Below are 25,668 nucleotides of genomic sequence, written 5' to 3'. Positions count from 1 at the left end.
AAAGGTGACGTCGACCGCCGACCATGTGTCGGAGACTGGTCAGTCACTTTTGTTTTCTGCGAAAAACCCCTGTTAGACCATTTTAAAACGGCTGTTTTAGGGCGTACTCTAGCCCGGCCATCCACATTGAGTCGTCGAGGACCTGCTGGTCATGAATTGCCGTGAAGGCTGTGGCGCATGCTGCATCGCCCCCTCCATCAGTTCGCCATTACCCGGAATGCCACAGGGCAAACCGGCGGGCGTTCGCTGTGTGCACCTGTCGGTCGAACTGCTATGCCAGATTTTCGGCCAACCGGAGCGACCGGCAGTGTGCAGTGATTTCAAGGCGGATCTCGAGGTCTGCGGCACCGACCAGGCCGATGCGATCCGCTTGATCGGCTGGTGGGAGCAGATGACGGCGGCTTGATGGGCTTTACTATCGGAACTTTTTTTCGGAACTTCGACAATAAGGAATACAACAATGGGTTCGCTGAAACGAATGGCTGTGGTGTGCGGGTTTACGGTGTTGTTTGCTGCCACTGCCCAGGCTGAGGATTGGCAAGTCGCCAAGGACGAAGACGGTATCAAGGTGTCCCTGAGCGAAATTGCCGGCTCCAAATACAAGGCGTATCGCGGTGTGACCGTGATCAAGGCGCCAGTAGCCAAAATCGTCGCACTCCAGGAAGACGTCGCCGGTGCCTGTGCCTGGATCCACGAGTGCAAGTCCCAGAAGCTTGTCGACAAAAAAGGCGACGAGAGCTGGACCTACACCCAATTCAAAGCCCCGTTCCCTGTGACGGATCGTGATTCCTACCTGCACATCACCACCACCAAGGCGGCCGACGGCACGTTGACCCGTAAGCTGGAAGGCGTGCCGACCTACAAGCCGGAAGAAAAAGGCTACGTACGTGTCGCCCAGGTCGACGGCTTCTGGAAACTGGTGCCTAAGGGCGACAACCAGACCGAAGTCACCTACCAGGTTCACACCGAGCCAGGCGGCAGCGTGCCCTCGTGGCTGGCCAACAAGTTCGTGGTGGACGCGCCGTTCAACACCTTGAAAGCCTTGAAAGAACACGCTGAGAAGTAAGCGCAGCTGATCAGGTGTCTCCAACCTTGGGTGGAACGTTTGCCGAGCCCCCAAGGTCCAGATAAAGGTAAGCCCACACACGGGTTTTATCGAGGAGGCACCGATGCAAAAGTGGCAGATTACCTTCGTTGATGATCACGGCGTGAAGTCCGTCGAGCAGTTCACCTGCGAGCAGAAGCCCAGCCTCGAAGATGCGGCATACATGATTCGCAACAAGCTGGTGCCCGTTGCCGCCGAGCTGGACCTCAATGACCTTGAGGGCCGCAAGCCCGAGCCTACGGTCAAGATCCTCAAAGACCAGAACAGTATCCAGATCCTCGACATCTCTCCCGCCGCCTGAACATTCCCTGTCCACCCTTCAAGCACCTCTGGTGGAGGTGATAGCTTCGCGCTACTCTGCAAGTGAGATCAGCGAATGAATCGCTAGTTCTGGTCTTGTCAGCTACATGCTTGTTTTCCAGCGGTGATGTTGTTGCCGTAGTTCCCACGCCAGTAAGGCGTGGGCTTCGGGAAGCACGGAAAGTCTATCCATCAATTCGAGGAGCACTTTTCATGAGCACAGCCTATCAAGAAGACATCAGCACCAACGTTCTGCGCCGCATGAAAGAAGGCGGTTTCGACTTCTCGCGTTTCCACCCCATCGAGTTCTACGCCATTTTCCCGGATGAGGAACGTGCGCGCCGGGCTGCGGGTGAGTTTCGTGGGGAATCCCTGAATGCCCAGGTCAGTGCGCGCGACGATGGCGCCTGGTACCTGGAGCTGAGCAAGATCATGTCCGCTACCTACGACGGCATTGGCGACTTCGAGCAAGACTTTGGGGCGGTGGTCGAGCCGCTGGGCGGGATCATCGAGGGATGGGGCGTGAAGCAGGAGGTGCGTGGGTTACCCATGTAGCAGCTTGAAGTATGAGAAACACAGCGTATCGGCTGACCTTTGGGTCGGCCGATTTTGTTTGTGCCGTGGGAAAATATTCGGAACTTGCGCGCGATTTTTGCGCACCAAAAAAAGGCCACCCAAGAGGGTGGCTTAAAGGGAAGAGCGGTTCGCTGAAACTGTAGGACGAGTCCTGTTCAGCAGATGGGGCCGATTATCCGCAGGCTTGGCCGGGCAGTGAAATCAACTCTGACTATGCTGTTGATAGTCAAAGCCCGCATTGCGATGAAGCGTCGGGCGATGCACCGGGCATTCTGCGCACCAGGACGGTGCGACTGGATTCTGGTTTTAATTCAACTCACTGATTTTTAAGTGTTTATGCCGCTGGCACGGGCCTTGCGATGGTTCTAGCGCCCGGGTGACAAGGAGTTCGGCATGATCCGCACTTATTACGATGAAATGTACGATGGGGCAGGCCATGTCCGGCCTCATTACCGCGAGTTCGCCCGTTGGTTGGCCGAAACCCCTGCTGAATTGCTGGCTCAGCGCCGGCGGGAAGCCGATTTGCTGTTTCACCGTGCCGGGATCACCTTCACGCTTTACGGGGACGAGCAGGGTACGGAGCGGTTGATTCCCTTCGATACCATCCCGCGCAGTATCCCTGCCAGCGAATGGCGGATTGTCGAGCGCGGCTGTATCCAGCGGGTCAAGGCGCTGAACATGTTTCTCGCCGACCTGTACCACGAACAACGCATCATCAAGGCCGGAATCATCCCCGCTGAACAGGTGCTGGCCAACGAGCAATACCAGTTGGCGATGCAGGGGCTGGACCTGCACCGCGACCTCTATTCCCACATCTCCGGCGTCGACCTCGTACGCGACGGTGACGGCACGTACTACGTGCTGGAAGACAACCTGCGTACGCCGAGCGGCGTCAGCTACATGCTCGAAGACCGCAAGATGATGATGCGCCTGTTCCCCGAGCTGTTCGCCGCCCAGCGAATCGCGCCGATCGATCACTATCCCAACTTGCTGCTCGACACCTTGAAAAGCTCCAGCCCCCTGGATAACCCCAGCGTGGTTGTATTGACGCCAGGTCGCTTCAACAGTGCGTTCTTCGAGCATGCGTTCCTGGCCCGTGAAATGGGCGTGGAACTGGTGGAGGGCGCCGACCTGTTCGTGCGTGATGACCGCGTCTTCATGCGCACCACTGACGGGCCCAAGGCCGTGGATGTGATCTACCGTCGTCTGGATGACGCGTTCCTCGACCCGTTGGCCTTCAACCCCGAATCCATGCTCGGCGTGCCGGGACTGCTCGCGGCTTATCGCTCTGGCAATGTGGTATTGGCCAATGCCATCGGCACCGGCGTGGCGGATGACAAGTCGGTGTACCCCTTCGTCACCGAGATGATCCGTTTTTACCTGGACGAAGAGCCGATCCTGAAGAATGTTCCTACCTTCCAGTGCCGTAAGCCCGACGAATTGTCCCACGTGCTGGCCAACCTGCCGGACCTGGTGGTGAAGGAAACCCAAGGCTCCGGCGGCTACGGCATGCTGGTGGGCCCAGCGTCCACTGCGGCGGAAATCGAAGCCTTCCGCGCCCGGATCAAGGCCAAGCCCCACGCCTATATCGCCCAACCGACCCTGTGTTTATCCACCTGCCCGACCTTTGTCGAAAACGGCATTGCGCCGCGTCATATCGATCTGCGTCCGTTCGTGTTATCCGGCAAGGAAACCCGTGTGGTCCCCGGCGGCTTGACCCGCGTGGCGTTGCGTGAGGGCTCGCTGGTGGTCAATTCGTCCCAGGGTGGCGGCACCAAAGACACCTGGGTGGTGGAGGACTGATGCCATGTTGAGTCGAACTGCTTCAGATCTGTACTGGATGTCGCGCTACCTGGAACGTGCGGAAAACCTCGCACGCATGCTCGATGTCAGTTATTCGCTGTCGCTGATGCCCCAGGACGGGCGCGGCGATGGCCTGCACGAACTGGCCATGCCGCTGTTGATCACCGGCACCCTGGAGGATTACCTCGAACGCCACGGCGAACTGCACGCAGAACGTCTGTTGCACTTCTTTGCACTGGATGCCGCCAACCCGGCCAGCATCTACAGTTGTCTCGGCGCTGCGCGGGCCAGCGCTCATGCGGTGCGTGGGCGAATTACCGCCGACATGTGGGAAAACATCAACGCCACCTGGCTGGATATTCGCGACATTGCCCAGCAGGGCTTGAGCCGTTATGGCATGAGCCGGTTCTGTGAGTGGGTCAAAGAGCGTTCCCATCTGTTTCGCGGCGCCACCTACGGCACCATCATGCGTAACGATGCATTTCGCTTCATTCGCCTGGGCACTTTTATCGAGCGTGCCGACAACACACTGCGCTTGCTGGACGCCCGCTATGAGATGGCCGGCGATCGCGCCGAAGCGGTCACCGATGGCACCGCCCACGCCTACTATCAGTGGAGCGCCTTGTTGCGTGCGTTGTCGTCGTTTGAGGCCTACACCGAGATTTACCGCGATGCCCCCGGCGCGCGGCAAGTGGCGGAGTTGCTGCTGTTGCGCGCCGATGTGCCGCGCTCATTGCGTGCCTGCAGCGAAGAGATCGACCAGATCCTCGCCAGCCTGCCGGGCCTCAACGGTCGACCGGCCCAGCGCCTGGCCGCCGAGATGGACGCGCGCCTGCGTTTCACCGCCATCGATGAAATCCTCGAGGAAGGCCTGCACGCCTGGCTGACCGACTTTATCCCCTTGGTCCGCCAGTTGGGCGACGCCATCTACAGTTCCTACCTGGAGGCGGCATGAGACTCTCCATCAGCCACGAAACCACCTACCACTACGAAGACCAGGTCCGTGCCAGCATCCAGTACCTGCGCCTGACGCCCCACGACAGCGAACGCCAGCACGTACTCAGTTGGCAACTCGACCTGCCGCGTCCGGTTCGCGCCCAAGTGGACCCGTTCGGCAACATCCTGCATGTGCTGACCCTGGATGAACCCCACGACGCCATCATCATCGGCGCCCGTGGCCAGGTGGACATCGACGAGTTGCGCGAGGCCGAACATGAGCACCAATCGGCGTTCCCGTTCCTGCGGTGCACCCGCCTGACCGAACCTGACGAAGCCTTGCGCGGCTTTGCCGACCAGCAATGCCATCACCGTCGTGACCGCACCGCGTTGATCGACCTGATGCACGCGCTCAACCAGGCGATGGTCTACACGCCCGGCGCCACCGAAGTCGACACCTGCGCCGCCCAGGCTTTCGCCGGCCGTGCGGGCGTGTGCCAGGACCACACCCACGCGTTCCTGGCATGCGCGCGCAGCCTGGGGATTCCAGCGCGGTATGTGTCGGGGTATTTGTACTCGGAGGACAGCACGCACCTGGCCAGCCATGCTTGGGCTGAAGCCTGGCTGGATGACGCATGGTACAGCTTTGACGTGACCAACCAGCTTGCACGGCCGGAACGGCATTTGAAGCTGGCGGTGGGGTTGGATTACCTGGATGCCTGCCCGGTGCGTGGGATGCGGCGGGGCGGTGGACATGAGCAGATGCATGCCAAGGTGTTCGTGGCGCCGACGCCGGTGATCTCCGTCCAGCAGCAATGACCTTGTGGCGAGCCCGCTCGCCACAAGGGTTCCTCATCCGATGTTTAAGGTTGCTGTTTACGCCCGGCCATATGCTTCAAATACCCCACCAACAAATCCAGCTCGCCGTCCGGCAATACACTGGCAGCAAACGCCGGCATCTTCGCCTGCGGCCAATGCCGCAAGCTCTGCGGGTCACGGATATAGCGCTTGAGGAAATCACCACCGAAATACTCGGTGGGGTTATACGGAATGTTCAAGTCCGGCCCTACCTGCGCATCGCCGGCCCCGTTCAGCCGATGGCAAGCCAGGCAATTTTTCTGGAACAGCGCAAAGCCTTGGTTGATCGGGTCATTGGCTGCCAGCTTTGGGTCCGGCAACAGTGCGGGAAAGCGCTCGGCAACCGTCTTCAACTGTTTGATCCCGGAGATCTGGAATGGCCACTGCTCAGGGCTGATGTGCCCGGCTTGCGGGTCGGTCCACACCAGGTAGAACGGCCCCGCACTCGGTTTGCCGTCCGCCAATGCGGGCCATGGCTGGGCAGGATCTTCCACCGCCAGCCAGGCGCGTGATCCGTGGGTTTCCAGCAACGGCGCAGCGGTGAGTTCGGCAGCGAAACCATCCAGGGCAACGGCCTGCAAGTGGCTTTCAGCTTTCAGCCCCGGTAGGAGCGCGGCCAAGGGCACAGCGCGATAACTCATGGTGCGCTTGTAGGAAACGTCATCGACGATCTGCACCGTTTGCGCCTGCGGATGCTTGAGCAGGTCAGCGGTCTGCCACGTCTTGTGGGTGTGGTCGAGTTCGATGGTCAATTGTGCTGCCGAAGCGGGAAGCGCGATCAGCAAGGCGAGGAGGGCGAAGATCGATTTCAAGAGGCAGGCCCGGTGTAAGGTGGCGATGGCGCTCACGATACCGGAAATCGGCGCGCAAAAAGACAGCCCCTGCAGGACCGCTATGCGCAATGTCCCGGCAGGTGCTGCCAAAAGCTGCAAACCCGGTGCTGTGAAGGCACGGAATGTGGGCGTTGAGGGGTCACCCAATGACCTTGGTCAAGTTGGGCAAGATCAGAATCAGTGTGGTGGCGAACAGAATGAGTCCCGCCTGACGTACTTTCGAATGTTTGAACATGGCTGACTGCCTTTTGTTGTTATTCCTGAGCGTCAAATGCGTGCCGGTTTTATTTCAGTATGGCGAGATGACGTGTCGCTTTTCTTACAGCCGCTCCAGCAAAACCCGGCAGTGGCTTCCTACTGATTCAACCTTAGAGCCCTCGTTCTTCGTGGCTTAGACTCATTTCATATCAGCTCATGAATATTTCAGCTTAAAAAGGCATGAGGCATATCGCCATCTTGGCGCCAATGCCTTGGCTAGACAGCTAAAACGATTAACCCGGCTATTAGCTTAGGAGACTACCGTTCGTCCGAGCGAGGGGGTCAAAAGCAATGAGCGCATCCGTCATTGAAACCGTGTCAATCGGGCCTAAGGTAGAGGCACACATGCACAGCGGTTCGAGGACGTCATGACCCAAGCTTTGATCTTTGATGCGATACGCACGCCCCGTGGCAAAGGCAAGGCGGATGGTGCCCTGCACAGCGTCAAGCCGGTGAACCTGGTGGCCGGCCTGCTCACGGCGCTGACCCGGCGCAGCGACCTCGACACCCACCACGTAGACGACATCGTGCTCGGCTGCGTAACCCCGATAGGCGACCAGGGCACCGACATCGCCAAGACCGCTGCTTTGGTGGCGGACTGGGACATCAGCGTCGCCGGTGTGCAGATCAACCGTTTCTGCGCGTCGGGCCTGGAAGCCGTCAATTTGGGTGCGATGAAAGTGCGTTCCGGCTTCGAAGACCTGGTGGTGGTCGGTGGCGTTGAGTCCATGTCCCGTGTGCCCATGGGCAGTGACGGTGGCGCCTGGGTACTCGATCCGCAGACCAATATGCACAGCCACTTCACCCCACAGGGTATCGGCGCGGACCTGATTGCCACCCTGGAAGGGTTCACCCGTGAAGACGTCGACACTTTCGCCCTACATTCCCAACAGAAAGCGGCGAGGGCGCGGGCGGACGGGTCCTTCAATAAATCGCTGATCGCGGTGCAGGACCAGAACGGCATTGTGCTGCTGGACCATGACGAGTTCATCCGTGGCGACTCGACCCTGGAAGGCTTGGGCAAGCTCAAGCCCAGCTTCGAAATGATGGGGCAGATGGGTTTCGACGCCACCGCGCTGCGGGTCTACAGCCATGTGGAGCGCATTCACCATGTGCACACACCGGGCAACAGCTCCGGCATCGTCGATGGTGCCGCGTTGATGTTGATCGGCTCTGAGGCCAAGGGCCGCGAGCTGGGCCTGCAACCCCGTGCGCGTATCGTCGCCACGGCGGTCACCAGTACTGACCCGACCATCATGCTCACCGGCCCCGCGCCCGCGACGCGCAAGGCCCTGGCCAAGGCCGGGTTGCGCGTTGAAGACATCGACCTGTTCGAAGTCAACGAAGCCTTCGCCTCCGTGGTGCTCAAGTTCATCAAGGACATGGGCATCGACGCGGCGCGAGTCAACGTGAATGGCGGCTCCATCGCCATGGGCCATCCGCTGGGCGCCACCGGTTGCGCCATCCTCGGCACCTTGCTCGACGAACTGGAAGTGCGCCAGCAGCGCTACGGCCTGGCCACCCTGTGTGTCGGCGGTGGCATGGGCATCGCCACCATTATCGAACGCCTCTGAGCCCAAGGAATCAGTCATGACCCAAGCCATTCGTTACGAAAAAGGCCAGGACGGCATCGTGGTGCTGACCCTCGACATGCCCGGCCAGAGCGCCAACACCATGAACGGCGCGTACCGCGAGGCCATGGCGGCCACGGTGCAGCGTCTGGAAGCGGAAAAGGATGACCTTGCGGGCGTGGTGATCACCTCGGCCAAGAAGACATTTTTTGCCGGCGGCGACCTCAATGAATTGATCCAGGTCGACAAGGCCCACGCCAAGGATTTCTATGACGGCGTGCTGGTGCTGAAAGCGCAACTGCGTCGCCTGGAAACCCTCGGCAAACCCGTGGTCGCCGCGATCAATGGTGCGGCGCTGGGGGGCGGCTGGGAGATTTGTCTGGCATGCCATTATCGCGTGGCGCTGGACGAGAAATCGGTGCAGCTGGGCCTGCCGGAAGTCACCTTGGGCCTGCTGCCGGGCGGTGGCGGGGTGGTGCGTATGGTGCGCATGCTCGGGCTGGAAAAGGCTTTGCCGTATCTGCTGGAAGGCAAGAAAGTACGGCCGCAACAGGCGTTGCAAGCCGGGCTGGTGAATGAGCTGGCGGCGGATCGCGATGAGCTGCTCGTCAAGTCCCGCGCCTGGATCCTGGCCAATCCGGACGCCAAGCAACCGTGGGATAACAAGGGCTACCAGATCCCCGGCGGTACACCGTCGAGTCCAAAAGTTGCGCAGATGTTGGCGATTGCACCGTCGATTTTGCGCAGTAAGACCCAGGGCTGTTTCCCCGCGCCGGAGAAAATCCTCTGCGCCGCCGTCGAAGGCGCCCAAGTGGATTTTGACACCGCGCACCTGATCGAAACTCGCTACTTCACCGAGCTGGTGACGGGGCAGGTGGCGAAGAACATGATCGGTACCTTCTGGTTCCAGCTCAATGAGATCAATGCAGGCCGTTCGCGGCCGCAAGGTTTCGCACCCTATGTCACGCGCAAGGTCGGCGTGCTCGGTGCAGGCATGATGGGCGCAGGCATCGCTTACGTCAGCGCCAGCGCCGGTATCGACGTGGTACTCAAGGACATCAACCTGGCGGCCGCCGAGAAGGGCAAGGCGCATTCGGCGGCGTTGCTGGACAAGAAAGTCAGCCGTGGGCAATTGACCGCCGAACAGCGGGAAACCACCTTGGCGCGAATTCTTCCTACGGCCAGCGATGATGACCTGGCCGGTTGCGACCTGATCATCGAAGCGGTGTTCGAAGACCGCGCGCTCAAGGCCAACGTCTCCGCCGCCGCGCAAAACGTGGTCGGCGCCGACGCTGTGATTGCCTCCAACACTTCCACCTTGCCCATCAGCGGCCTGGCCACGGCGGTGCCGGATCAAGCCAAGTTCATCGGCCTGCACTTCTTCAGCCCGGTGGACAAGATGCCCCTGGTGGAAATCATCAAGGGCGCGCGTACCAGCGACGAAACCCTGGCCCGTGGTTTCGATTTCGTCCTGCAAATCAAGAAAACCCCGATTGTGGTCAACGACAGCCGTGGCTTCTTCACTTCGCGGGTGTTTGGCACCTTCACCAACGAAGGCATCGCCATGCTGGGTGAGGGCGTGGCCGCGCCGATGATCGAGACCGAGGCGCGCAAAGCCGGCATGCCGGTGGGGCCGTTGGCGGTGTCGGATGAAGTGTCACTCAGCCTGATGAGCCATATCAGGCAGCAGACGGCCAAGGATCTGCAGGCGGAAGGCAAGGCTGTGCCGACACATCCGGCGACAGCGGTTATCGATCTGTTGGTCAACGAATACAAACGCGTGGGCAAGGCGGCGGGAGGCGGTTTCTATGAATATCCCAATGGCGGGCAGAAATACCTGTGGCCAGAGCTGAAAAGCCGCTTTGAACGGCCCGACCAACGTATCTCTCCCCAAGATGTGCGCGACCGCCTGCTGTTTATCCAGGCCATCGAGACCGTGCGTTGTGTGGAGGAGGGCGTGTTGATGTCCACGGCGGACGCGAACGTGGGGTCGATCTTCGGCATTGGTTTTGCGGCCTGGAGCGGCGGCGCGTTGCAGTTCATCAACCAATATGGGCTGAACGACTTCATTGCCCGCGCTCGCTACTTGGCCGAGCAATATGGCGAACGCTTCACGCCACCGGCGTTACTGCTCGAAAAAGCGGCGCAAGGTGACACGTTCAGGTGATTAAAGGGGGCTTGCCTTGAAGGGGTATTTCAAGGCAGGCTCTGGGGTGTGCAATATTCCCATCACCGTGTCAGGTATTTTTTATGTCGCTACGCGTCTGTATCCTGGAAACCGATATCCTGCGTCCAGGCTTGATCGATCAATACCAAGGGTACGGGCAGATGTTCAAGCGCCTGTTCGCCAAGCAGCCGATTCCCGCCGAGTTTGTCGTGTACAACGTGGTGAACGGCGAATACCCGCCGGACGATGAAGTATTCGACGCCTACCTGGTGACCGGCAGCAAGGCCGACTCCTTTGGCACCGACCCGTGGATCCAGACCCTCAAGACCTACCTGCTCGAACGTTACGAGCGCGGCGACAAGCTGCTCGGCATCTGCTTCGGTCATCAACTGCTGGCGCTGTTGCTCGGCGGCAAGACCGAACGCGCCGGCCAGGGCTGGGGCATGGGCATCCACGACTACAAGCTCGATGCCAAGACGCCGTGGATGAGCCCGGAAGTGGAAGAACTGACGCTACTGATCAGCCACCAGGACCAGGTGACCACGCTGCCGGACAATGCCACGGTCATCGCCTCCAGCGCCTTTTGCCCGTTCGCCGCTTACCACATCGGCGACCAAGTCCTGTGCTTCCAGGGCCACCCGGAATTTATCCACGACTATTCCCGCGAGTTGCTGGAAATTCTTCAGACGACGTTGGGCGAAAAGGTCTACACAAACGGCGTGGCCAGCCTTGAGCGCGACCACCACGGCGCAACCGTGGCGGAATGGATGATGCGTTTCGTCGCGCACAAGCCCGAGGCCCAGGTTTAAAGCCAGCCCGAACGCTTGAAACTGGCCCACAGGCTGGTGCAACCCACCGCGATAAACCCGAGCACCGCAAAATAGCCGTAGTGCCATTGCAGCTCGGGCATGTTCTGGAAGTTCATCCCGTAAATCCCCGCCACTGCGGTGGGGAACGCGAGGATTGCCGCCCATGCGGCGAACTTGCGCTGCACCACGCTCTGGCGCGACGCCTCCAGCAGCACACCGATCTCTATGGTCTGGCTGGCGATATCGCGCAGGGTGGTCAGGTCTTCCATCTGCCGCGTCACGTGGATCTGCACATCACGGAAATACGGGCGCATGTTCTTGTCGATAAACGGAAAGCTGAGCTTCTGCAGCTCCTGGCTGATCTCCACCATCGGCGCCACATAACGCTTGAGCCGCAACACGTCGCGACGCAGGCCGTGAATCTTCTGGATATCCCGCTCGCTCAACGAACTGCACAGCACATTACGCTCCAGCTCATCGATCTCGGCATGGATCGCTTCGCTCACCGGCTGGTAGTTCTCGGTGACGAAATCCAGCAGCGCATAGAGTACGAAATCTTCCCCATGCTCCAGCAACAGTGGCCGCGCCTCACAGCGCTGGCGCACAAAGCCGTAGGACGCTGAGTGACCGTTGCGTGCAGTGATGATGTAGCCATTGCCGGCGAAGATATGCGTCTCGATAAACTCCAGCTTGCCGTTCTCGCGCACCGGTGAGTAGGTGACGATAAACAGCGCATCGCCGAAGGTTTCCAGCTTGGGGCGGCTGTGTTTTTCCAGGGCGTCTTCGATGGCCAATTCATGCAGGTTGAACTGGCGTTGCAAGTTGGCCAGTTCCTGGGCGTCGGGCTCTTCCAGGCCGATCCACACAAAGTGGTCGGGTTTGGCGGCCCAGGCCGCGCCTTCATCGAGGGTGATATCCGTGACTTTTTTACCGGCGCTATAAACGGCGGCCGCAACAACTCTACCCATGGTGCTGATCGCTTCTTATTGGGAGGACAGGTGTTGGGCAGCTTAGCTGGAAGGGAGTTCTATTGTTGCGCGACTTTGCAACTCGCGGTCCATCTCGGCAATGCAGGCTCCCATCTGCGCATGACACGCCTGCATCAATGCCGGGATGTCATCCGCAGTCATCCCAGTGGTAGGAATCGGCGGCAACGACCGTATGAGCACATCCCCGCTGTTCCAGCGATTGAGCTGCATGCGAGTGACGTAATTGCTGACACACACCTGCACAATCGGTACACCGGCCGCAATCGCCATATGGAACGCGCCTTTCTTGAACGGCAGCAAACCCTTGCCCAGATTGCGCGTGCCTTCCGGGAACACCCAGATCGACGTGTCTTCATGCTGCAACGTGTGAGTCGTGGTGAGCATCGCGCGGCGTGCCTTGTGCGCATTGCCTCGGTCGATCAGCACGTTGCCCGCCAGCCAGAACAACTGGCCGAACAGCGGCACCCATTTCAGGCTTTTCTTGGCGATGCACACCGTGCGGTAGGGCACCACGTTGCCGAACACAAACAGGTCATAGTTGGACTGGTGGTTGGCGATGATCACGCAGGTGCCAGGCTTGTTGCGCAGCGAGTCCACATCCGCCTTCACGTTCAGCCGCAGAATCCACATGGCTGGGAGCGCGTAAAGGCGAGCACACAGGCGACTGTTGTCCGGATTGAACGGCCGACACAGACCGACCAGCACGCCCAGCACACCGGCGAGCATAAAGTGCAGGCCCATCAACAACATACGCAGCAAAAAAAGCATCGACACGGCCTATCCGGACAAAAGGTGGCGCAGTGTACGGATGTGCACTGTATTCGGCAATTACCCCTGTAGAGGTAGGAGATAGCCGATGTTTAAGCGCATGTTTCGATATCTACCGGCACGGGCAGGCTAGAGCGGCTAAAGAGGATTCGGATTTATTTGTAAGAAAAAGCCCGACTCAAGGTCGGGCTCTGGTGTATCAGGCGTAGGGCTTAGCTCAGGATATGTCCCTGGTCCTGGATGATTGCATCGTCCAGGGCTTCCAGCAGCTCTTTACGCACCTTCAACTTGGTGTGCTTATGGGCATTCATGTTCAGCTTCTTCAACTGACGCGCCGCCTCCAGCGCCGCCGCATGCAATTCCTCCGGCGCTACCACCTTGTCGAGGAAGCCGGCTTGCAATGCGCCTTGCGGGTCAAACATCTCGGCATTGATCACCGAACGATGGAACGCCGACTTACGCAGACGATCCCGCGCCAGCTCGATCCCAGCGTGGTGCATGGTCATGCCAATCGCCACCTCGTTCAGGCCAATGCTGAACGGGCCTTCCACACCAATCCGGTAGTCTGCCGACAACAGCAGGAACGCACCCTTGGCCACCGCATGCCCAGGGCACGCCACAATCACCGGGAACGGGTGCGACAACAGACGACGCGCCAAGGTCGAACCGGACGTCACCAGACCGATCGCCTCTTTAGGGCCGGCGGTCATCACCTTCAAATCATAACCCCCCGACAAAATCCCCGGCGTGCCGGTGATCACCACCACCGCCCGGTCCTTCTCGGGCCTGATCCAACGCTTCATTAAAGGCACTGACCACCGCCGGAGAAATGGCATTCACCTTGCCGTTGCTCAAGGTCAGGGTCGCGATACCGTCTTCGAGGTGGTAGGCAATCAACTCACTCATGACGCGGTTCCTTGTAGGATTTGTTATAGAAGGCTTGTTAATAGCAGTGCATGCGCAGACGTTACCCACCACGCCCGCCCCGGTAAAGCGCCGTGACTGACTGTCCAGTCAGACTTTTCCCGCAGACAGGCGTTGGGAAAGCCTGGGGCAGGGCGCAATCGCCGCCTCAGACCCATCCCGCCGATGCCTGAGAATGGCACAATCACCGCCCCTTGCCGGGCGCGGATCGGCATAACCGGCTAACCGCATGAAAATTCTGAAAAAAACCTTTGCCATCAGAAAGGCTTTCGACTACATTAGCGCGCCTCGACAGACTGAACTGGTTTGACGAGATACGGTGAAGTGTCCGAGTGGCTTAAGGAGCACGCCTGGAAAGTGTGTATACAAGAAATTGTATCGAGAGTTCGAATCTCTCCTTCACCGCCAAATTCGATGTAAACAAAACCCCTGGTTTCGAGAGAAACCAGGGGTTTTGTAGTTTCTGGGGTTTGAAAATCTCACCTTTATCGAATCACGCGCTTGGCATATCCATGCGTCGCCCTATGACATCCAGCAAATCACACCCATCGCGCAACGGGATCGAGCACAGCAAGGCAAAGTCGCTGAGTACAACCGCATCACTACTGATTTCACTGCGAAGCGCAAGGTTCTCAAGCACCTGCGTCACGGCACGGAGTCGATAGTTCGCGGCGTCGAGGAGGATTTCCAGTGGGACGGTTGTGTCGACAAAAAGAGCAGGGGTCGCGCTGTCGTTGCTGGTGAGGGCCATGAATTGGTTCATGTGTGACTCCATTGGACAATTGTAGGAAACAACGACGTTTGAAAATTACGTCGTTCGCGTTCCGTCTTGACTGTCATCGAGTCGCCAAACCCGGTCGCCATGTGGGCAACGGGGCGACTGTAGTCTCGGGCATTTTGAAATGGGAGGGCGCTCATTCCGGATTGCTTGTAGGACGTTGCCCTAAATCATTCCCTCGATCTTCGTGCCCATGATTTTAGTTGCTGAAAATGCGATTGTGGCTGGCGCGAGTTCCGACAAAAGGTGCTGTTCCATTACTAGCAAGCATCGCATCTCAAAGGTGAAGCCCATTCCTGGCAAGCATGCTCTTGAGATCGAGTGGGATGACGGTAAGCGGTTTACTGTTGATCTTATCGATCATATAAATACTTTTCTGGCTCTTGAACCACTACGGGATTTGGTGCTGTTCGGTCGAGTTAAGGTCGGGAAGTGGGGGGTAGATGTGAACTGGACGCGGGAGCTAGAGCTTCCTGCTGCCACGCTGCATCGCCTAGCGATGAAACAGGCTGACTAGCAATCAATCGATATGTCATTTCACGTTGCAGGAAATTCAAGTGTGATCGCTCGTAGGAGCCAACTTTAAGACATCTTCACTTTATTGCAGGAGGAAAAGTTGATGGGGCTTTCGCTGCGTGTTTACTGCTACGACCCTTCAGGACAGCTGTACTCGGTGCCAGAAACGGTGGCATCGGCGATGATAGGAGTTGCAGTGGGTAAGGGTGTTGCCGTTCCTCGTTTCGCAAGATGCACGGTCAGGTTTGCGCAATTTATCGTTGAGTTGCAGGACCGCAAGCCCGTTAGTATCTCCATGGAAAACTACTACGTACTTCGCTTTGACAGCAATGGTGTGGCCGATTCGGAGCGTTATCTTCGAGAAACGTTAGAAATGAGGGACTCTCTGTTCGGCGACAAGATGGTCGCTGGGGTAATTGATGCGAGAGGTATATTTGCGACTCGGGGTCGTGGGTGGAGCCCTACGGCAACGGAGAAAATCAAGCTCAATCAGGCAGTGTTTGGCGAAGTGAAAGTACCTCGACTGCCAAAGCTAGCACTGTGTGCAACTGATGCACGCATCTGGCAGGCAACATAAATCGGGTGGCGGGAATGTTGGTTGAATGGAGCTTGTAAATGTAGGCATGCCCTCTGATTAAAGTAGTCCATTTCCCAAACGCTAAAAACACCCCAGTACGCGTCTTACCTCACCTGTAACGCCTTCCTATAGTCGTGCACCTTGTAGTGGTCAACTAATCCCGGACACGACGTTAAGTTTTTCTTCGGCCCGAGCTGGCGCCAGCCCACCGTTGAATTGATGGGGTCGAATCCAGTTGTACCGATCCATCAAGAATTGGCTGATATCGCGCTGGGCTTCTTGAGCCGTTCTGTAACCCGTGGTCGGTACCCATTCCGTTTTCAAACTGCGGAACACGCGCTCCATTGGCGCATTGTCCCAGCAATTTCCCCGGCGACTCATGCTCTGGCGCATTCGATAGCGCCACAGCCGCTGGCGAAATAAACGACTCGCATATTGCGACCCTTGATCCGAGTGAAACAGCAGGCCCTGAGGCCTTCCTCGTTGTTCGTAAGCCATATCCAGCGCCTTGATAACCAGATCGGCGTCCGGCTTTTCCGACAACGCCCAGCCCACTACCCGGCGCGCGCAAAGATCCAGCACGACCGCCAGATAGTGCCATTTCCCCTGGGCCCAAATGTAGGTGATGTCGCCGCACCACACCTGGTTGGGTGCCGGAACATTGAACTCGCGGTTCAAGGTATTCGGGATATCGAGTCGTTCTACCGTCGCTCTTTTGTAGGCATGTGATCCGGGTTGTTTGCTGACTAGATCAAGCTCGCGCATCAAGCTGCGCACTTTGAATCGACCGAGCTGCTCACCGTCGTCACGCATCAGCGACAGGATGCTGCGGCTGCCCGCAGCACTACGACTTTGCGTGAATAACTCGCTCACCCGACTGCGCAACCGAAGCCGTTCGACATCAGGCGTGCGGCGCCTAAGGCGCTGGGCGTAGTAGCACGAACGGGTGACTTCAAACACCTTGCACAGCCAGTCAACCGGCTCATGGACGCTCAACTGATTGATCAGCGCGTACGCTCGTGATCTTCCGACATCAAGAGCGCGGTAGCCTTTTTTAATATCGATTTTTCCCGTTCCAGGCGGGCGATCCGGGCTTCTAACTCCTGGATTTTCTGCTGTTCCGGGGTCAGCGCTTTGCTCTGCGGGGTAACGCCTTTGCTCTCTTGTTGAACCTGGTCGACCCAACGGCGTAGTGCCGACTCGCCGACGCCGAGTGAACGGCTGGCTTCGATGTAGCTGTAGTTTTGCTTGAGCACGAGGTCGGCAGCCTCGCGTTTGAATTCAGCAGAAAAGGAACGGCGTTGTTTGGTCATTTGACACCTCGATCTGGCGAGCATTCTCGCCTAAATGGGTGTCCGGTTTCATTAGACCACTACACCAAGCCCTCAACCCCGAAGCCAACCCCACCTCCACCCGCTTGTAATCCGCCACTTCATACGCATCCGCCGCCACTAATTCCTGCTCCGTAATCTGAAACACCATCCCCTCAACCCTGGCGTCTGCCTGCGTACTCGGCGCCACAATCGGATGATGCGTCTTGCCACTGCTCGCCAGCACGTCCGGGTCAGTGATCTCTACCCAGCTCTGCGCGTAACCCAGCATCGCATCCTGCTGGCCGGTCAGTTCGCGGCCGAAGTTGGCCAGTTGTACGGATTTGTCTTGCAGCGTGCCGTAGGAAAACAACAGCACGGGGTGTTCGGTGGAGCGGTTCATTGCAGTTCCTTAAGCGAGGAGGTCTTCGTAGAAAGCGCCGTAGGGTTTGCTCGGATGGGCGATCTGGATTTCGAGGATCCACAGCCCGGCATTCGGGTAGTGCTCGAAATCCCCCAGGTCGCCGCCGCGGTGGATGGCGTGGGGGAAGTCGCTGACGCGGTGGCCCTTGATGTCGAGGTTGAGGCGCCAGCCCATGGCCTGGGCTTGTGCTTCGGCGTAGCGGTAAAGCTCGAGGCCCACGACCTGGTCGTTTTTCCAGCGGGCTTGCACGCGGTCGAACAGCGCTTTGGCGGCGCTGGCGCAGGCGAGCATGTCTGGGTCGTTGCCGGTGGCGAAGGTGGCGCCGGCATCGCCTTCGTGGCCTTGCCAGACGGCGCCCATGTCGATGAAGAAGATGTCGTTGTCGCCCAGCACCGGGTCGCCGTCGGAGCGTTGCTTGAAGGTCTTGAGGGTGTTGGCGCCAAAGCGCACCAGCAGTGGGTGCCAGATGCGCTGCATGTCTAGGTCGGTAAGGACTTGCTTGCCCAGGTCGCGGGCTTCGGATTCGCGCATGCCGGGGCGGATACGTTGGGCGAGTTGTTCGATGGCTTGCCAGGTCATGGCCTGGGCGTAGCGCATGGAGTCGATGCTGTAGGCGGCGCCCACGGCTTCTTTGGGTTGTGCGGACACCGGCTTTTCCTCGGCTTGAAGTGGGTTTATCGCTATTCCTTTTACTATACAGCGGTGTAATGGCAAAGGGCTTATGGAAACGCTGGAGAAGCTTTCCAAGCTTTGTTAAGGTCGCCGCCTTTCCAATACAGCCATTCAGAGGGATCTAAATGCACCCGGTACTTCGCAAGACATTCGGCGGGCTTTCTGCCCAGTACTACATCCGCAACTTCCTGTTCGGGCTGATTTTTCCCGTGCTGATCTATACCGCGCTGACCCATTCGAAAACCGGTGTGTTCACACTGGGCGCGCTGTTCTATTGCGTGGTCAACAGCCTGCTTTATCCCTACGCGCGCTTCGTTTACGAAAGCATCATGGATTACATTTTTGGCAACAACGTGTTCTTTGTGAATGCCATTTTGATGCTGACCGTCAAGGTGTTCACCATGGCGATCTGCTGGACCATGGCGGTTTTCATTGCGCCTATTGGGCTGGCGTATCTGTACTTCCATCATAGCCGTGCGGCGAATCGAGCCTGATTCGATGTTGCGTAGTGCATAGACTGTGGCGAGGGAGCAAGCTCCCTCGCCACAGGTACGTGGTCAGATATGTAGCCAGGCAAGGCTCCCCAGTAAGACTGCGGCGCCACCTGCGGTGTACGACATCCGCTTCAACCACTCCCGCCGCGTCAGCAAGGTAATCGCCGCCAACGAAATCGCGATCTGGATCGCGGTCATCGCCTGGGCCCCAGCGATGATGTTGATGCAGCGCCTGCTCTGATTTTTCATCCCATTGCTTTGACGTGGCTTCAAGCTTCTCGGCCTGTTTGCGCACGTCCTCCTTCTGGCTCTTGTAGCGCTCGATTTCTTCCTTGTAATGCACCGCGTCCACACCGGGAATGTGGGTGGCCAGTTCCGCGAGGTTTTGCCGGCTGGATTTGGCCTGGTAGTAATTCCACTGGTTGGCGGCTTCGGTCTTGAAGATGGCGGCGTTGTTCTTGTCCATCGCCGCTTCGCTTTCGGTGGAGCCGGCCTGGTAGCTGAGCATGGCGCCGAGGGTGGCCATGAGGGCGGTCATCACGGCAATGCGGCTGGCGAAATTGTCGCCACGGCCGTGGGCGTGTTCGGTGGTGTGTTCGATGTGTTTTTCGTGGGGGCTGGGGACTTCGAAGGCTTCGGACATGGGGGCGTCTGTGAAGGGAATGAGGGAGTCTGATTCTTCACCAGTGAAGCTGTCTCAAGCCTGTACGTAACGCTTGCGGGCATTGTGAAGTTTGGCTCGAAGGGGCATGCAGATTCGGCCTCTACTGGGAGAATGAGGCGGCGCTGATACTGGGGTGGTTCGTTCATTCAGAGGATTGGCTTTCATGACTTCATCCAATGCAAAACCTGTCTGGTTTATCACCGGCTGCTCCACCGGTTTCGGTCGCTACCTGGCGTTGCACACCCTCAGCCTCGGCTACCCCACCGTCGTCACCGCCCGCGACCCGCAACAGGTGCAGGACATCGTTGCCGACTACGCCGACCACGCCCTGGTGCTGGCGTTGGACGTGACCGACCCGGCCCAGGTCCGTGAGGCGGTGAAAGCCGCCGAAGATCACTTCGGGCATATCGATGTGCTGGTCAACAATGCAGGCATCGGTTACTTCGGTTCGTTCGAAGAGAGCGAGTTGGACGAAGTGCGCCGCATGTTCGAGATCAACGTCTGGGGCCTCAGCGATGTCACCCGCGCCGCGTTGCCGGGCATGCGTGCGCGGCGTTCCGGCACCGTGGTGAATGTGTCGTCTGTGGGCGGGATCATGGCCTACCCGACACTGAGCTTCTACAACGCCAGCAAGTTTGCGGTGGAGGCGATTTCCGAGTCGTTGTCCCAGGAGGTCGCGCCGCTGGGCATCAAGGTGCTGTTGGTGGAACCGAGCGGTTTCCGCACCGACTGGGCTGGGCGTTCCGCCAACGAAGCGCCTCACGCGATTGCCGATTACCACGCCACCGCCGGGGCCCGCACGGCGTTGTTGCGCAGCATCGACGGCAAACAAGCGGGTGACCCGATGCGTGCGGCGATTGCCATCGTCAATGCCGTGGAGGCCGACCAACCGCCACTGCGTTTGCTGCTGGGCAAGGCAGCGCTGGCCAATGCGCGGACCAAGGTGGAAGCCTTGAGCAAGGACTTTAATGCGTGGGCTTCAGTGACTGAAGGGGCGGATTTTCCAGAGTAGCGCTCTATAGCTCCAATTGACTGGCGTTGATGCCAAACGCCCTGGCAACTTCTTCCTGTGTCAGGTTCAGGTGTTCGTGCCAGGCGCGGATAGGCGTCGCGCCATCTACCAGGCGGTTGCGTGTTATGAACCCCTCACTTCGCAAACACCACCGGCACGGTAAACCGCGTCTTGCTACCCTCCGGCGGGCGTGGCACCGGGGAGGCGCGGTTGATCATGTCCAGCGTTGCTGTGTCCAGTTCGGTAAAACCGGCGGAGCGTACGATGCTGGCGCTGAGTACCTTGCCGTTGCTGTCGATTTCAAAGCGCAGATACACCACGCCCCGGTCGCCTCGATCGCGGGCGTTTTGCGGGTAGCGTTTGTAGCGTTCCAGGTGGGCCAGCAGCTCGGCTTCCCATTGCACCTTTTGTGCGGGGTCGGCGGAGCCTCTTGAGGATTGATTTGCGGCGGTGGTGTCGGCCGGGTGTGTATCCAGCTTGGGCGGTGCCGTGGTGGCTGAAGGTGCCGGTTGTTCATCCTGCTTTTTCGGTGCCGTCTCGAACTCGGCGGCGTGTTCCGGCGCGGACGAATAGGTGCCCTGGGCGGTGTCCTTGAGCGGCGATGTTGCGGTTTTTGCGAAACTCGGCCGGGTTGCCGCCACCACCTTCCTGGGTACTTCCCTTGGCGGTTTTTCCGACGGCGTATTCAGCTGTTTCTGTACCACTTTGTCCGGTGCCACTTGCAGATCTTCTTCCACCGCCTGGGCGACTGGGGCGGCCGCCAATTCGATCATCATCGCCGCTGGAGCAGCTTCGGCCACCGTTACGCTGGGCGTATGCAACCACCAGGCGATAAGGCCGGCGTAGACGCTCAGGGTGATCAGCGTGGCAACGCTCCACAAGGCTTTGCGTGGCGGGTTGAGGTAGTCGGGAGCAGTCTTGGCAATCATGGGGGCATCAATAGGGATCAACGTAAAACGGGATGCCGAACAAGGGCATCCCGCAATTCAATACAACGGTCAGAACTTGACGGTCAGCCCCGTACGCAACGTTCGCCCCGGCGCGGGCATGAAGCTTTGGGCCAGCGGGTCCAGGTAATAGACGTTGGTGAGGTTCTGTACCGAGAAATCCAGCTGGGTGCCTTTGACGATTTCGAAACTGGCGAACAGGTCGTAGATCGCTGACTTGCGGTAGTACATCTGGTTCGTGGTGATGCCGTTGTTCCAGGACTTGTCCAGTTTGGCGGTGGGCGCGCTGTTGTAGACCATGCGTCCGCCGAGGACGAGGCGGTTGTCGAACCAGCGGCTGCCCAACGTGGTGTTCACTGAATACTTGGGCGGGTTCTGGGTGTTGGTATAGGAACCGGGGAAGCCGCCGTCCACGCAATTGGGGGTGGAGGGGTTGTCTTCTTCGCGTAGTTTCTTCGCGATGTCCGGCGCGCAGGTCTTGGCATTCAGGTAGTAGGTGGCTGAGATGTCAGTGAACACCCGGCCCATGTCGTAGCTGGTTTGCAACTCGATGCCCTTGACCGTGAAACTGTCGACGTTCTGCAGGTTGCCGGCAAAGATGTCGGTGTAGTCTCGGGTGATGTAGTTTTCGATCTCGTTGTTGAAGTACGCGAGTTTGGCCGCGGCGGTATCGCCGTCAATCAGTACGCTGTTTTGCAACGTACTGGCGCCGAATTCCCAATTCTTGCTGCGCTCGGGCTTGATGCCATCGGTCGGCACGGCGGCCGTGAACAGGCCCAGGGTCGACTCGAACAGGCTCGGCATGCGCACGCCTTCGTTGTAGTTGAGGTAGACGAAGCTGTTGTCGGTCAGGTTCAGCTTTGCGCCGAAGGACGGTGCGAACGCCTGGTCCTGCCGTTCAATGGGCGGCGCGAAGGTGTAGCTGGTCGGTTTGCGGTCCGGGCCGAACGTGGCCGGGCTGGCCTTGCGGTTGTGGTCCTTGCTGCTGAACTCGCTGTAACGAACGCCTGCGGTCAAGGTCAGTCGCTTGATCGGTGACCATTCAAGCGACGTCACCAGGCTGCTTTCTTCACGTTCGCCGCTGCGGATGAAGCGGTTCTTTTGCAGGTCCGACAGCAGCACCGGCGAGTTGTCATCGGGGCCCAGGTCTTCGGTCTGGTAGGAACCGCCGTAGGTCCAGGCGAACTTGCCTGCACGGGTGTCGAAACGCGAGGTGTTGCTCAGGTCCACGCCCCAGCGCTTGTCCTTGGTGCGGTTGCGCAGGGCGTCCTTGTAGGTATCGCCGAGCGGGTCGGCATCGTCTTCATGGCCGTAGAGCGGCGTCACCGTGACCAGGCCATTGAAGGCTTCGCTCTGGGCTTTGGTGGCCCAGACGTTTGCACTCAAATCCACCAACGGATTGTCTTCGGGCTTGTAGGTGTAGCGCGCGGTGTAGGCGTTGATGCGCATGCTGCCCGGGTCCCATTGCGGCACGCTGCCGCTGGTATTGCGGATGACCTGCGACGGCATCACTTCGCCGTAATGACCATCGGTGTAGCGGTAGGTCAGCTCCAGTTTCTGGTCCGTCGCTGGTTTGATAATGGCTTTGAGCAGCACCGACTCGGTGTCGGTCGAGGTGTTGAAGACTTCGCTGTCAGGCTTGAAGAACTTGGCCGCGCTGTTGGCCTCCTGGGTGACGTAGATGTACTTCCGGGTCTTGGGGTCGTATTTGCGCACCTGCTGAAACACTTGGTACTTCTTGAAGCCCTTTTTACCAGCGTAGTAGTTGCCGCTCTGGCGCTGGGAATAGGCCGCGACGAAATCCACCGTCTCGCTGCTGCTGGCGAATGCCACGCTGCCGGAGTGGGCCGGGGAACCGTCCAGGCCGTTGCTGCCATGGTGCGGCGTGGCCTTGTAGGTGCCGGGCGCATTTACGCTGTTGCTCGACAGGTCACCCTTGAGGCGCACGCCGTAGGTTTCGCCGTCCTTGAGGATGTCCTTGGGTTGCAGGGTTTTCATTTTGACCATGCCGCCAATGGCGCCCGCCGCGTCGGCGCCAAGGCTGGGGCCCTTGTCTACGCTGATTTCACTGATCAGGTCAGGGTCGATATAGCTGCGCTGTTGCATGCCGCTGTAGCCACGGTAGGCATCGATGGCTTGTTGGCTGCCGTCGATGGTCACCGGCACCCGGCTCTGGCCTTGGATACCGCGGATGTTCACGTCCAACGCGCCGCCATTGCGCGCATCGCCGGTCTGTACGCCGGGCACGCCCTTGAGGATGTCGGCGGGGGAGGAGCCACGGAAGCGGTTGATGGTCTCGCCGGAGATAAACACGCTGGAACCGGCTTTGGTGTAGACCTGCGCGGCAGCACCGGTCAGGCGGCTGGTCTCGCCGCCCTTGATCGTCACGGGGCCAAGCAGTTCCGCATCGTCAAAGTCATTGACGCCTGCGTTGGCGGCATCACGACGGCTGAGAATGAGGCTGCGTTGGCCGTCGATTTTCCAGTTTACCGGTGCGTTGCCGAGTAAGCGTTGCAGGGCTTGCTCTTGTGTGAAGTTGCCGCGCAAGGCCGGGGCTTGCATACCATCCACCAGCCCGGCTTCCAGGCCCAGTTGCAGGTTGGCCTGTCGAGCGAAGGCGCTCAATGCGGTGGTGAGCGGTTGGGCAGGAATGTCGAAGAACCGTGTCGCCTGATCACTCGGCGTGCCAGTAGCCTCTGCGGCCAATGCCTGGGACGGCTGGAAAATCGTGCTGTGGATAGCAGCACAGAGGATGGCCAGTGCCAACGGTGCAGGTGATCGGTGACCCATGTTTCGTCGCCTTCGTGTTTGGTATTACGATTCATTCGCAATACTGGGAGCTACAAAGACGAACACCTGCGCGGTTTTTTTCAGGGCAATGTATTTATTTTTCTACATTCGATTTTTTGTGGCTGATGACCATGAGCAGCGGCGAGTACTCGCGAACCTCGCCGCCAATCGGCGCGACCAACGCCTGTAGCGCACGCCGGGTATCGCGTAGGTCGTAGAGGCCGGTGACGCGCTTGCTGGCCAGGGCCGGGTCGTTGATCACAATCCAGCCCCGCTGGTAGCGCTCCAGTTGCTCGACGACTTGGGCGACGCTGACGTTCTCGAAGAATTGCGTGCCATTGATCCAGCCCGCCACTTCTGTGGGCGCCACCGACGACTGCGTTGCCGTGCCTTGTTGTCGGTCGATCCACAGCCGTTGTCCGGCGCTGAGTCGATACTGCTTGTTCACGCCCACGCTGCCGTCGCGCACTTCCACGGCCAGGCCGTTGTGGCTGCGGGCTACGTCGAAAGCGGTGCCCAATACACGCACCACGTCATCGTCGCTGCGCACTTCGAAGGGTTTTTGCGCGTCATGGACGACATCAAAAAACACCTCTCCTTGAATCAACGTGACCTGGCGCTGCGCACCGTCAACGGTCACGTTCACCGAGCTTTGCGGTGCCAGCGTCAGGCGGCTGCCGTCGCTCAGGACGACCTCTCGGGTTTCGGCGGTGGCGGTGCTGTAGTCCGCGCGCCAAGCGGGGTTGAAGACCAGCGCCGCGCCGACTGCCAATACGCTGATACACGCAGCGGCCAACCACGGCAGGCGAGCGCGCGTTGGGCGCGGCCAGTGTTCATGGGTGGTGGGCGCCTGCTGATCGAGCGCATTCATGGCGCGATTGACCTGGGCCCAGGCCTCGAAATGCGCCTCGTCACTGTGCAGCCAACGGTCGAATTCCTCGAAACGTTCGGGGTGGGCTTGCAGGTCCAGCAACCACTGGCCGGCGTCTTCGAGGCTGCGTGCCGAGACATTCCTGGGCGGGTGGGCATCATGCATAGGGGCGTTCCTTACTGTGCGCGCCCTGGATGGCGACGCTCGAAGCCAGGTGAACGATGGCGTCCTTGACCAGGCGATGGGCGGTGGAAAGCGAAATATTGAGATGATCGGCGGTTTGCTGCAACGTGAAGCCGCCGAGGCGATGCATCTCTACGGCGATGCGCATTTGTTCCGGCAGGCTGGCCAGGGTCGCGGCGATACGGCTGGCATCGTCACTGTGCACCACCCGTTGTTCCGGCGACAACTCCTGGCCAGGACGCATCCATTGTGCAGGCGTTTTCTGCTGGCGTTTCTCGGTGGCCTGGCGGCGTACGGCGTCCAGCGCCAGGTTGCGCACGACCCGGTAGAGGTAGGCCAGCGGCTGTTCGACCGGGTCATCCGTGCTGCCGCAAAAGCGCAGGAATGCATCTTGCACCACGTCTTCGGCGCGTGCGTGGTCGCCCACCACAACCTTGGCGTAGTTGATCAGGGCGGGGCGATGGTCGAGGTAGAGTTGCAGCCTGGCGGCGTTGTCGGTCACAGCGAAACTCGAAAAGAGATCAGAGCCTGGA

General features: G+C 59.3%; 24 protein-coding genes, 1 tRNA gene and 4 pseudogenes. 15 read left to right on the top strand and 14 right to left on the bottom strand.

Going from position 1 to position 25,668, the window contains the following annotated elements:
* The first annotated feature begins 151 nt into the window (after positions 1-151).
* From AYR47_RS30150 to AYR47_RS30120, 7 genes are all read left to right on the top strand, one after another.
* Positions 152-406, top strand: a complete 255-nt coding sequence (locus AYR47_RS30150) for a YkgJ family cysteine cluster protein (protein ID WP_016979374.1) — start codon at positions 152-154, stop codon at positions 404-406.
* A gap of 54 nt (positions 407-460) precedes the next feature.
* Positions 461-1,066 (top strand): START domain-containing protein, encoded by a 606-nt coding sequence (locus AYR47_RS30145; RefSeq protein WP_033901241.1) that lies wholly within the window; start codon positions 461-463, stop codon positions 1,064-1,066.
* A 103-nt stretch (positions 1,067-1,169) separates the two neighbouring features.
* A complete protein-coding gene (locus AYR47_RS30140) occupies positions 1,170-1,406 on the top strand; it encodes a hypothetical protein (RefSeq protein ID WP_061449280.1) in 237 nt (78 codons plus the stop codon).
* 212 nt (positions 1,407-1,618) lie between these two features.
* Positions 1,619-1,960 carry a ribonuclease E inhibitor RraB gene (locus AYR47_RS30135; protein ID WP_010208429.1) on the top strand — a complete coding sequence of 114 codons (342 nt, stop codon included), beginning with the start codon at positions 1,619-1,621 and terminating at the stop codon, positions 1,958-1,960.
* 414 nt (positions 1,961-2,374) lie between these two features.
* Entirely contained in the window at positions 2,375-3,784 is a 1,410-nt protein-coding gene (locus tag AYR47_RS30130; RefSeq protein WP_061449279.1) for a circularly permuted type 2 ATP-grasp protein, read from the top strand.
* A 4-nt stretch (positions 3,785-3,788) separates the two neighbouring features.
* Positions 3,789-4,739, top strand: coding sequence for an alpha-E domain-containing protein (locus AYR47_RS30125; RefSeq protein WP_033901239.1), 951 nt, complete (start codon positions 3,789-3,791; stop codon positions 4,737-4,739).
* Positions 4,736-5,539, top strand: a complete 804-nt coding sequence (locus AYR47_RS30120) for a transglutaminase family protein (protein WP_033901238.1) — start codon at positions 4,736-4,738, stop codon at positions 5,537-5,539. The genes AYR47_RS30125 and AYR47_RS30120 overlap by 4 nt, the downstream gene beginning before the upstream one ends.
* Before the next feature lie 44 nt (positions 5,540-5,583).
* Here the strand turns inward: AYR47_RS30120 and AYR47_RS30115 are convergent, their stop codons facing one another.
* Positions 5,584-6,390 carry a c-type cytochrome gene (locus AYR47_RS30115; RefSeq protein WP_061449503.1) on the bottom strand — a complete coding sequence of 269 codons (807 nt, stop codon included), beginning with the start codon at positions 6,388-6,390 and terminating at the stop codon, positions 5,584-5,586.
* 647 nt (positions 6,391-7,037) lie between these two features.
* Here AYR47_RS30115 and AYR47_RS30110 point away from each other — a divergent pair.
* The 3 genes from AYR47_RS30110 (at position 7,038) to AYR47_RS30100 (ending at position 11,216) form a co-directional block, all read left to right on the top strand.
* Positions 7,038-8,243, top strand: coding sequence for an acetyl-CoA C-acetyltransferase (locus AYR47_RS30110; RefSeq protein WP_061449278.1), 1,206 nt, complete (start codon positions 7,038-7,040; stop codon positions 8,241-8,243).
* Between the two features lie 16 nt (positions 8,244-8,259).
* On the top strand, positions 8,260-10,407 hold the full coding sequence (locus tag AYR47_RS30105; RefSeq protein WP_061449277.1) for a 3-hydroxyacyl-CoA dehydrogenase NAD-binding domain-containing protein: 2,148 nt from the start codon (positions 8,260-8,262) through the stop codon (positions 10,405-10,407).
* A gap of 83 nt (positions 10,408-10,490) precedes the next feature.
* Positions 10,491-11,216: an amidotransferase gene (locus AYR47_RS30100; protein ID WP_033901235.1), complete on the top strand. Its 726-nt coding sequence runs from the start codon at positions 10,491-10,493 to the stop codon at positions 11,214-11,216.
* Here the strand turns inward: AYR47_RS30100 and AYR47_RS30095 are convergent.
* From AYR47_RS30095 to AYR47_RS30085, 3 genes and pseudogenes are all read right to left on the bottom strand, one after another.
* Positions 11,213-12,184, bottom strand: a complete 972-nt coding sequence (locus tag AYR47_RS30095) for a magnesium and cobalt transport protein CorA (RefSeq protein WP_016979227.1) — start codon at positions 12,182-12,184, stop codon at positions 11,213-11,215. The two genes, AYR47_RS30100 and AYR47_RS30095, sit on opposite strands and share 4 nt — an antisense overlap.
* Positions 12,185-12,226: 42 nt before the next feature.
* Complete coding sequence (locus AYR47_RS30090) at positions 12,227-12,973, bottom strand: 1-acylglycerol-3-phosphate O-acyltransferase (RefSeq protein WP_033901234.1); 747 nt, start codon at positions 12,971-12,973, stop codon at positions 12,227-12,229.
* 212 nt (positions 12,974-13,185) lie between these two features.
* Positions 13,186-13,879 (bottom strand): annotated as a pseudogene (locus AYR47_RS30085) (crotonase/enoyl-CoA hydratase family protein).
* Between the two features lie 336 nt (positions 13,880-14,215).
* Between AYR47_RS30085 and AYR47_RS30080 the strand changes: the two are divergent.
* Positions 14,216-14,305, top strand: a tRNA-Ser gene (locus AYR47_RS30080).
* 85 nt (positions 14,306-14,390) lie between these two features.
* Here AYR47_RS30080 and AYR47_RS30075 read toward each other — a convergent pair.
* Positions 14,391-14,660: a hypothetical protein gene (locus tag AYR47_RS30075; protein WP_061449276.1), complete on the bottom strand. Its 270-nt coding sequence runs from the start codon at positions 14,658-14,660 to the stop codon at positions 14,391-14,393.
* A 208-nt stretch (positions 14,661-14,868) separates the two neighbouring features.
* Here AYR47_RS30075 and AYR47_RS30070 point away from each other — a divergent pair, with 208 nt between their 5' ends.
* Together AYR47_RS30070 and AYR47_RS30065 are read left to right on the top strand one after the other, a co-directional pair.
* Positions 14,869-15,192 (top strand): DUF2442 domain-containing protein, encoded by a 324-nt coding sequence (locus AYR47_RS30070; protein ID WP_061449275.1) that lies wholly within the window; start codon positions 14,869-14,871, stop codon positions 15,190-15,192.
* A 102-nt stretch (positions 15,193-15,294) separates the two neighbouring features.
* Positions 15,295-15,768, top strand: a complete 474-nt coding sequence (locus AYR47_RS30065; RefSeq protein WP_061449274.1) for a hypothetical protein — start codon at positions 15,295-15,297, stop codon at positions 15,766-15,768.
* A 150-nt stretch (positions 15,769-15,918) separates the two neighbouring features.
* Here the strand turns inward: AYR47_RS30065 and AYR47_RS30060 are convergent.
* The 3 genes and pseudogenes from AYR47_RS30060 to AYR47_RS30045 form a co-directional block, all read right to left on the bottom strand.
* A protein-coding gene (locus AYR47_RS30060) for an IS3 family transposase (RefSeq protein ID WP_156487775.1) occupies positions 15,919-17,081 on the bottom strand; the annotation gives its coding sequence in 2 pieces (ribosomal slippage) (positions 15,919-16,826 and positions 16,826-17,081; 1,164 coding nt in all).
* A 64-nt stretch (positions 17,082-17,145) separates the two neighbouring features.
* A pseudogene (locus AYR47_RS30050) lies at positions 17,146-17,481 on the bottom strand (gamma-glutamylcyclotransferase family protein); the annotation flags it as partial.
* Positions 17,482-17,490: 9 nt separating this feature from the next.
* The gene (locus AYR47_RS30045; RefSeq protein WP_061449273.1) at positions 17,491-18,150 is read right to left on the bottom strand and encodes a M24 family metallopeptidase; all 660 of its coding nucleotides are present in this window, start codon (positions 18,148-18,150) and stop codon (positions 17,491-17,493) included.
* A 149-nt stretch (positions 18,151-18,299) separates the two neighbouring features.
* On the opposite strand from AYR47_RS30045, the gene AYR47_RS30040 reads away from it, so the two are divergent.
* On the top strand, positions 18,300-18,668 hold the full coding sequence (locus AYR47_RS30040; protein WP_033901230.1) for a hypothetical protein: 369 nt from the start codon (positions 18,300-18,302) through the stop codon (positions 18,666-18,668).
* 63 nt (positions 18,669-18,731) lie between these two features.
* Here AYR47_RS30040 and AYR47_RS30035 read toward each other — a convergent pair.
* A pseudogene (locus tag AYR47_RS30035) lies at positions 18,732-19,311 on the bottom strand (DUF4337 domain-containing protein).
* 184 nt (positions 19,312-19,495) lie between these two features.
* Between AYR47_RS30035 and AYR47_RS30030 the strand changes: the two are divergent.
* On the top strand, positions 19,496-20,344 hold the full coding sequence (locus AYR47_RS30030) for an oxidoreductase (protein WP_033901228.1): 849 nt from the start codon (positions 19,496-19,498) through the stop codon (positions 20,342-20,344).
* 25 nt (positions 20,345-20,369) lie between these two features.
* On the opposite strand, the pseudogene AYR47_RS32650 reads toward AYR47_RS30030, so the two are convergent.
* The 5 genes and pseudogenes from AYR47_RS32650 to AYR47_RS30010 all read right to left on the bottom strand — a co-directional run.
* Positions 20,370-20,462 (bottom strand): annotated as a pseudogene (locus AYR47_RS32650) (helix-turn-helix domain-containing protein); the annotation flags it as partial.
* Positions 20,463-20,478: 16 nt separating this feature from the next.
* Positions 20,479-21,273 (bottom strand): energy transducer TonB, encoded by a 795-nt coding sequence (locus tag AYR47_RS30025; RefSeq protein ID WP_061449271.1) that lies wholly within the window; start codon positions 21,271-21,273, stop codon positions 20,479-20,481.
* 69 nt (positions 21,274-21,342) lie between these two features.
* Entirely contained in the window at positions 21,343-24,081 is a 2,739-nt protein-coding gene (locus AYR47_RS30020) for a TonB-dependent receptor (RefSeq protein WP_061449270.1), read from the bottom strand.
* Positions 24,082-24,175: 94 nt separating this feature from the next.
* Positions 24,176-25,117, bottom strand: coding sequence for a FecR family protein (locus AYR47_RS30015; protein ID WP_061449269.1), 942 nt, complete (start codon positions 25,115-25,117; stop codon positions 24,176-24,178).
* Positions 25,110-25,637, bottom strand: coding sequence for a sigma-70 family RNA polymerase sigma factor (locus AYR47_RS30010; RefSeq protein ID WP_033901225.1), 528 nt, complete (start codon positions 25,635-25,637; stop codon positions 25,110-25,112). Before AYR47_RS30010 ends, AYR47_RS30015 begins: the two co-directional genes overlap by 8 nt.
* Positions 25,638-25,668: the final 31 nt, after the last annotated feature.

This window comes from Pseudomonas azotoformans (assembly GCF_001579805.1).
Classification (GTDB): Bacteria; Pseudomonadota; Gammaproteobacteria; order Pseudomonadales; family Pseudomonadaceae; genus Aquipseudomonas; species Aquipseudomonas azotoformans_A.
This window is presented reverse-complemented; position numbering and strand designations above follow the sequence as displayed.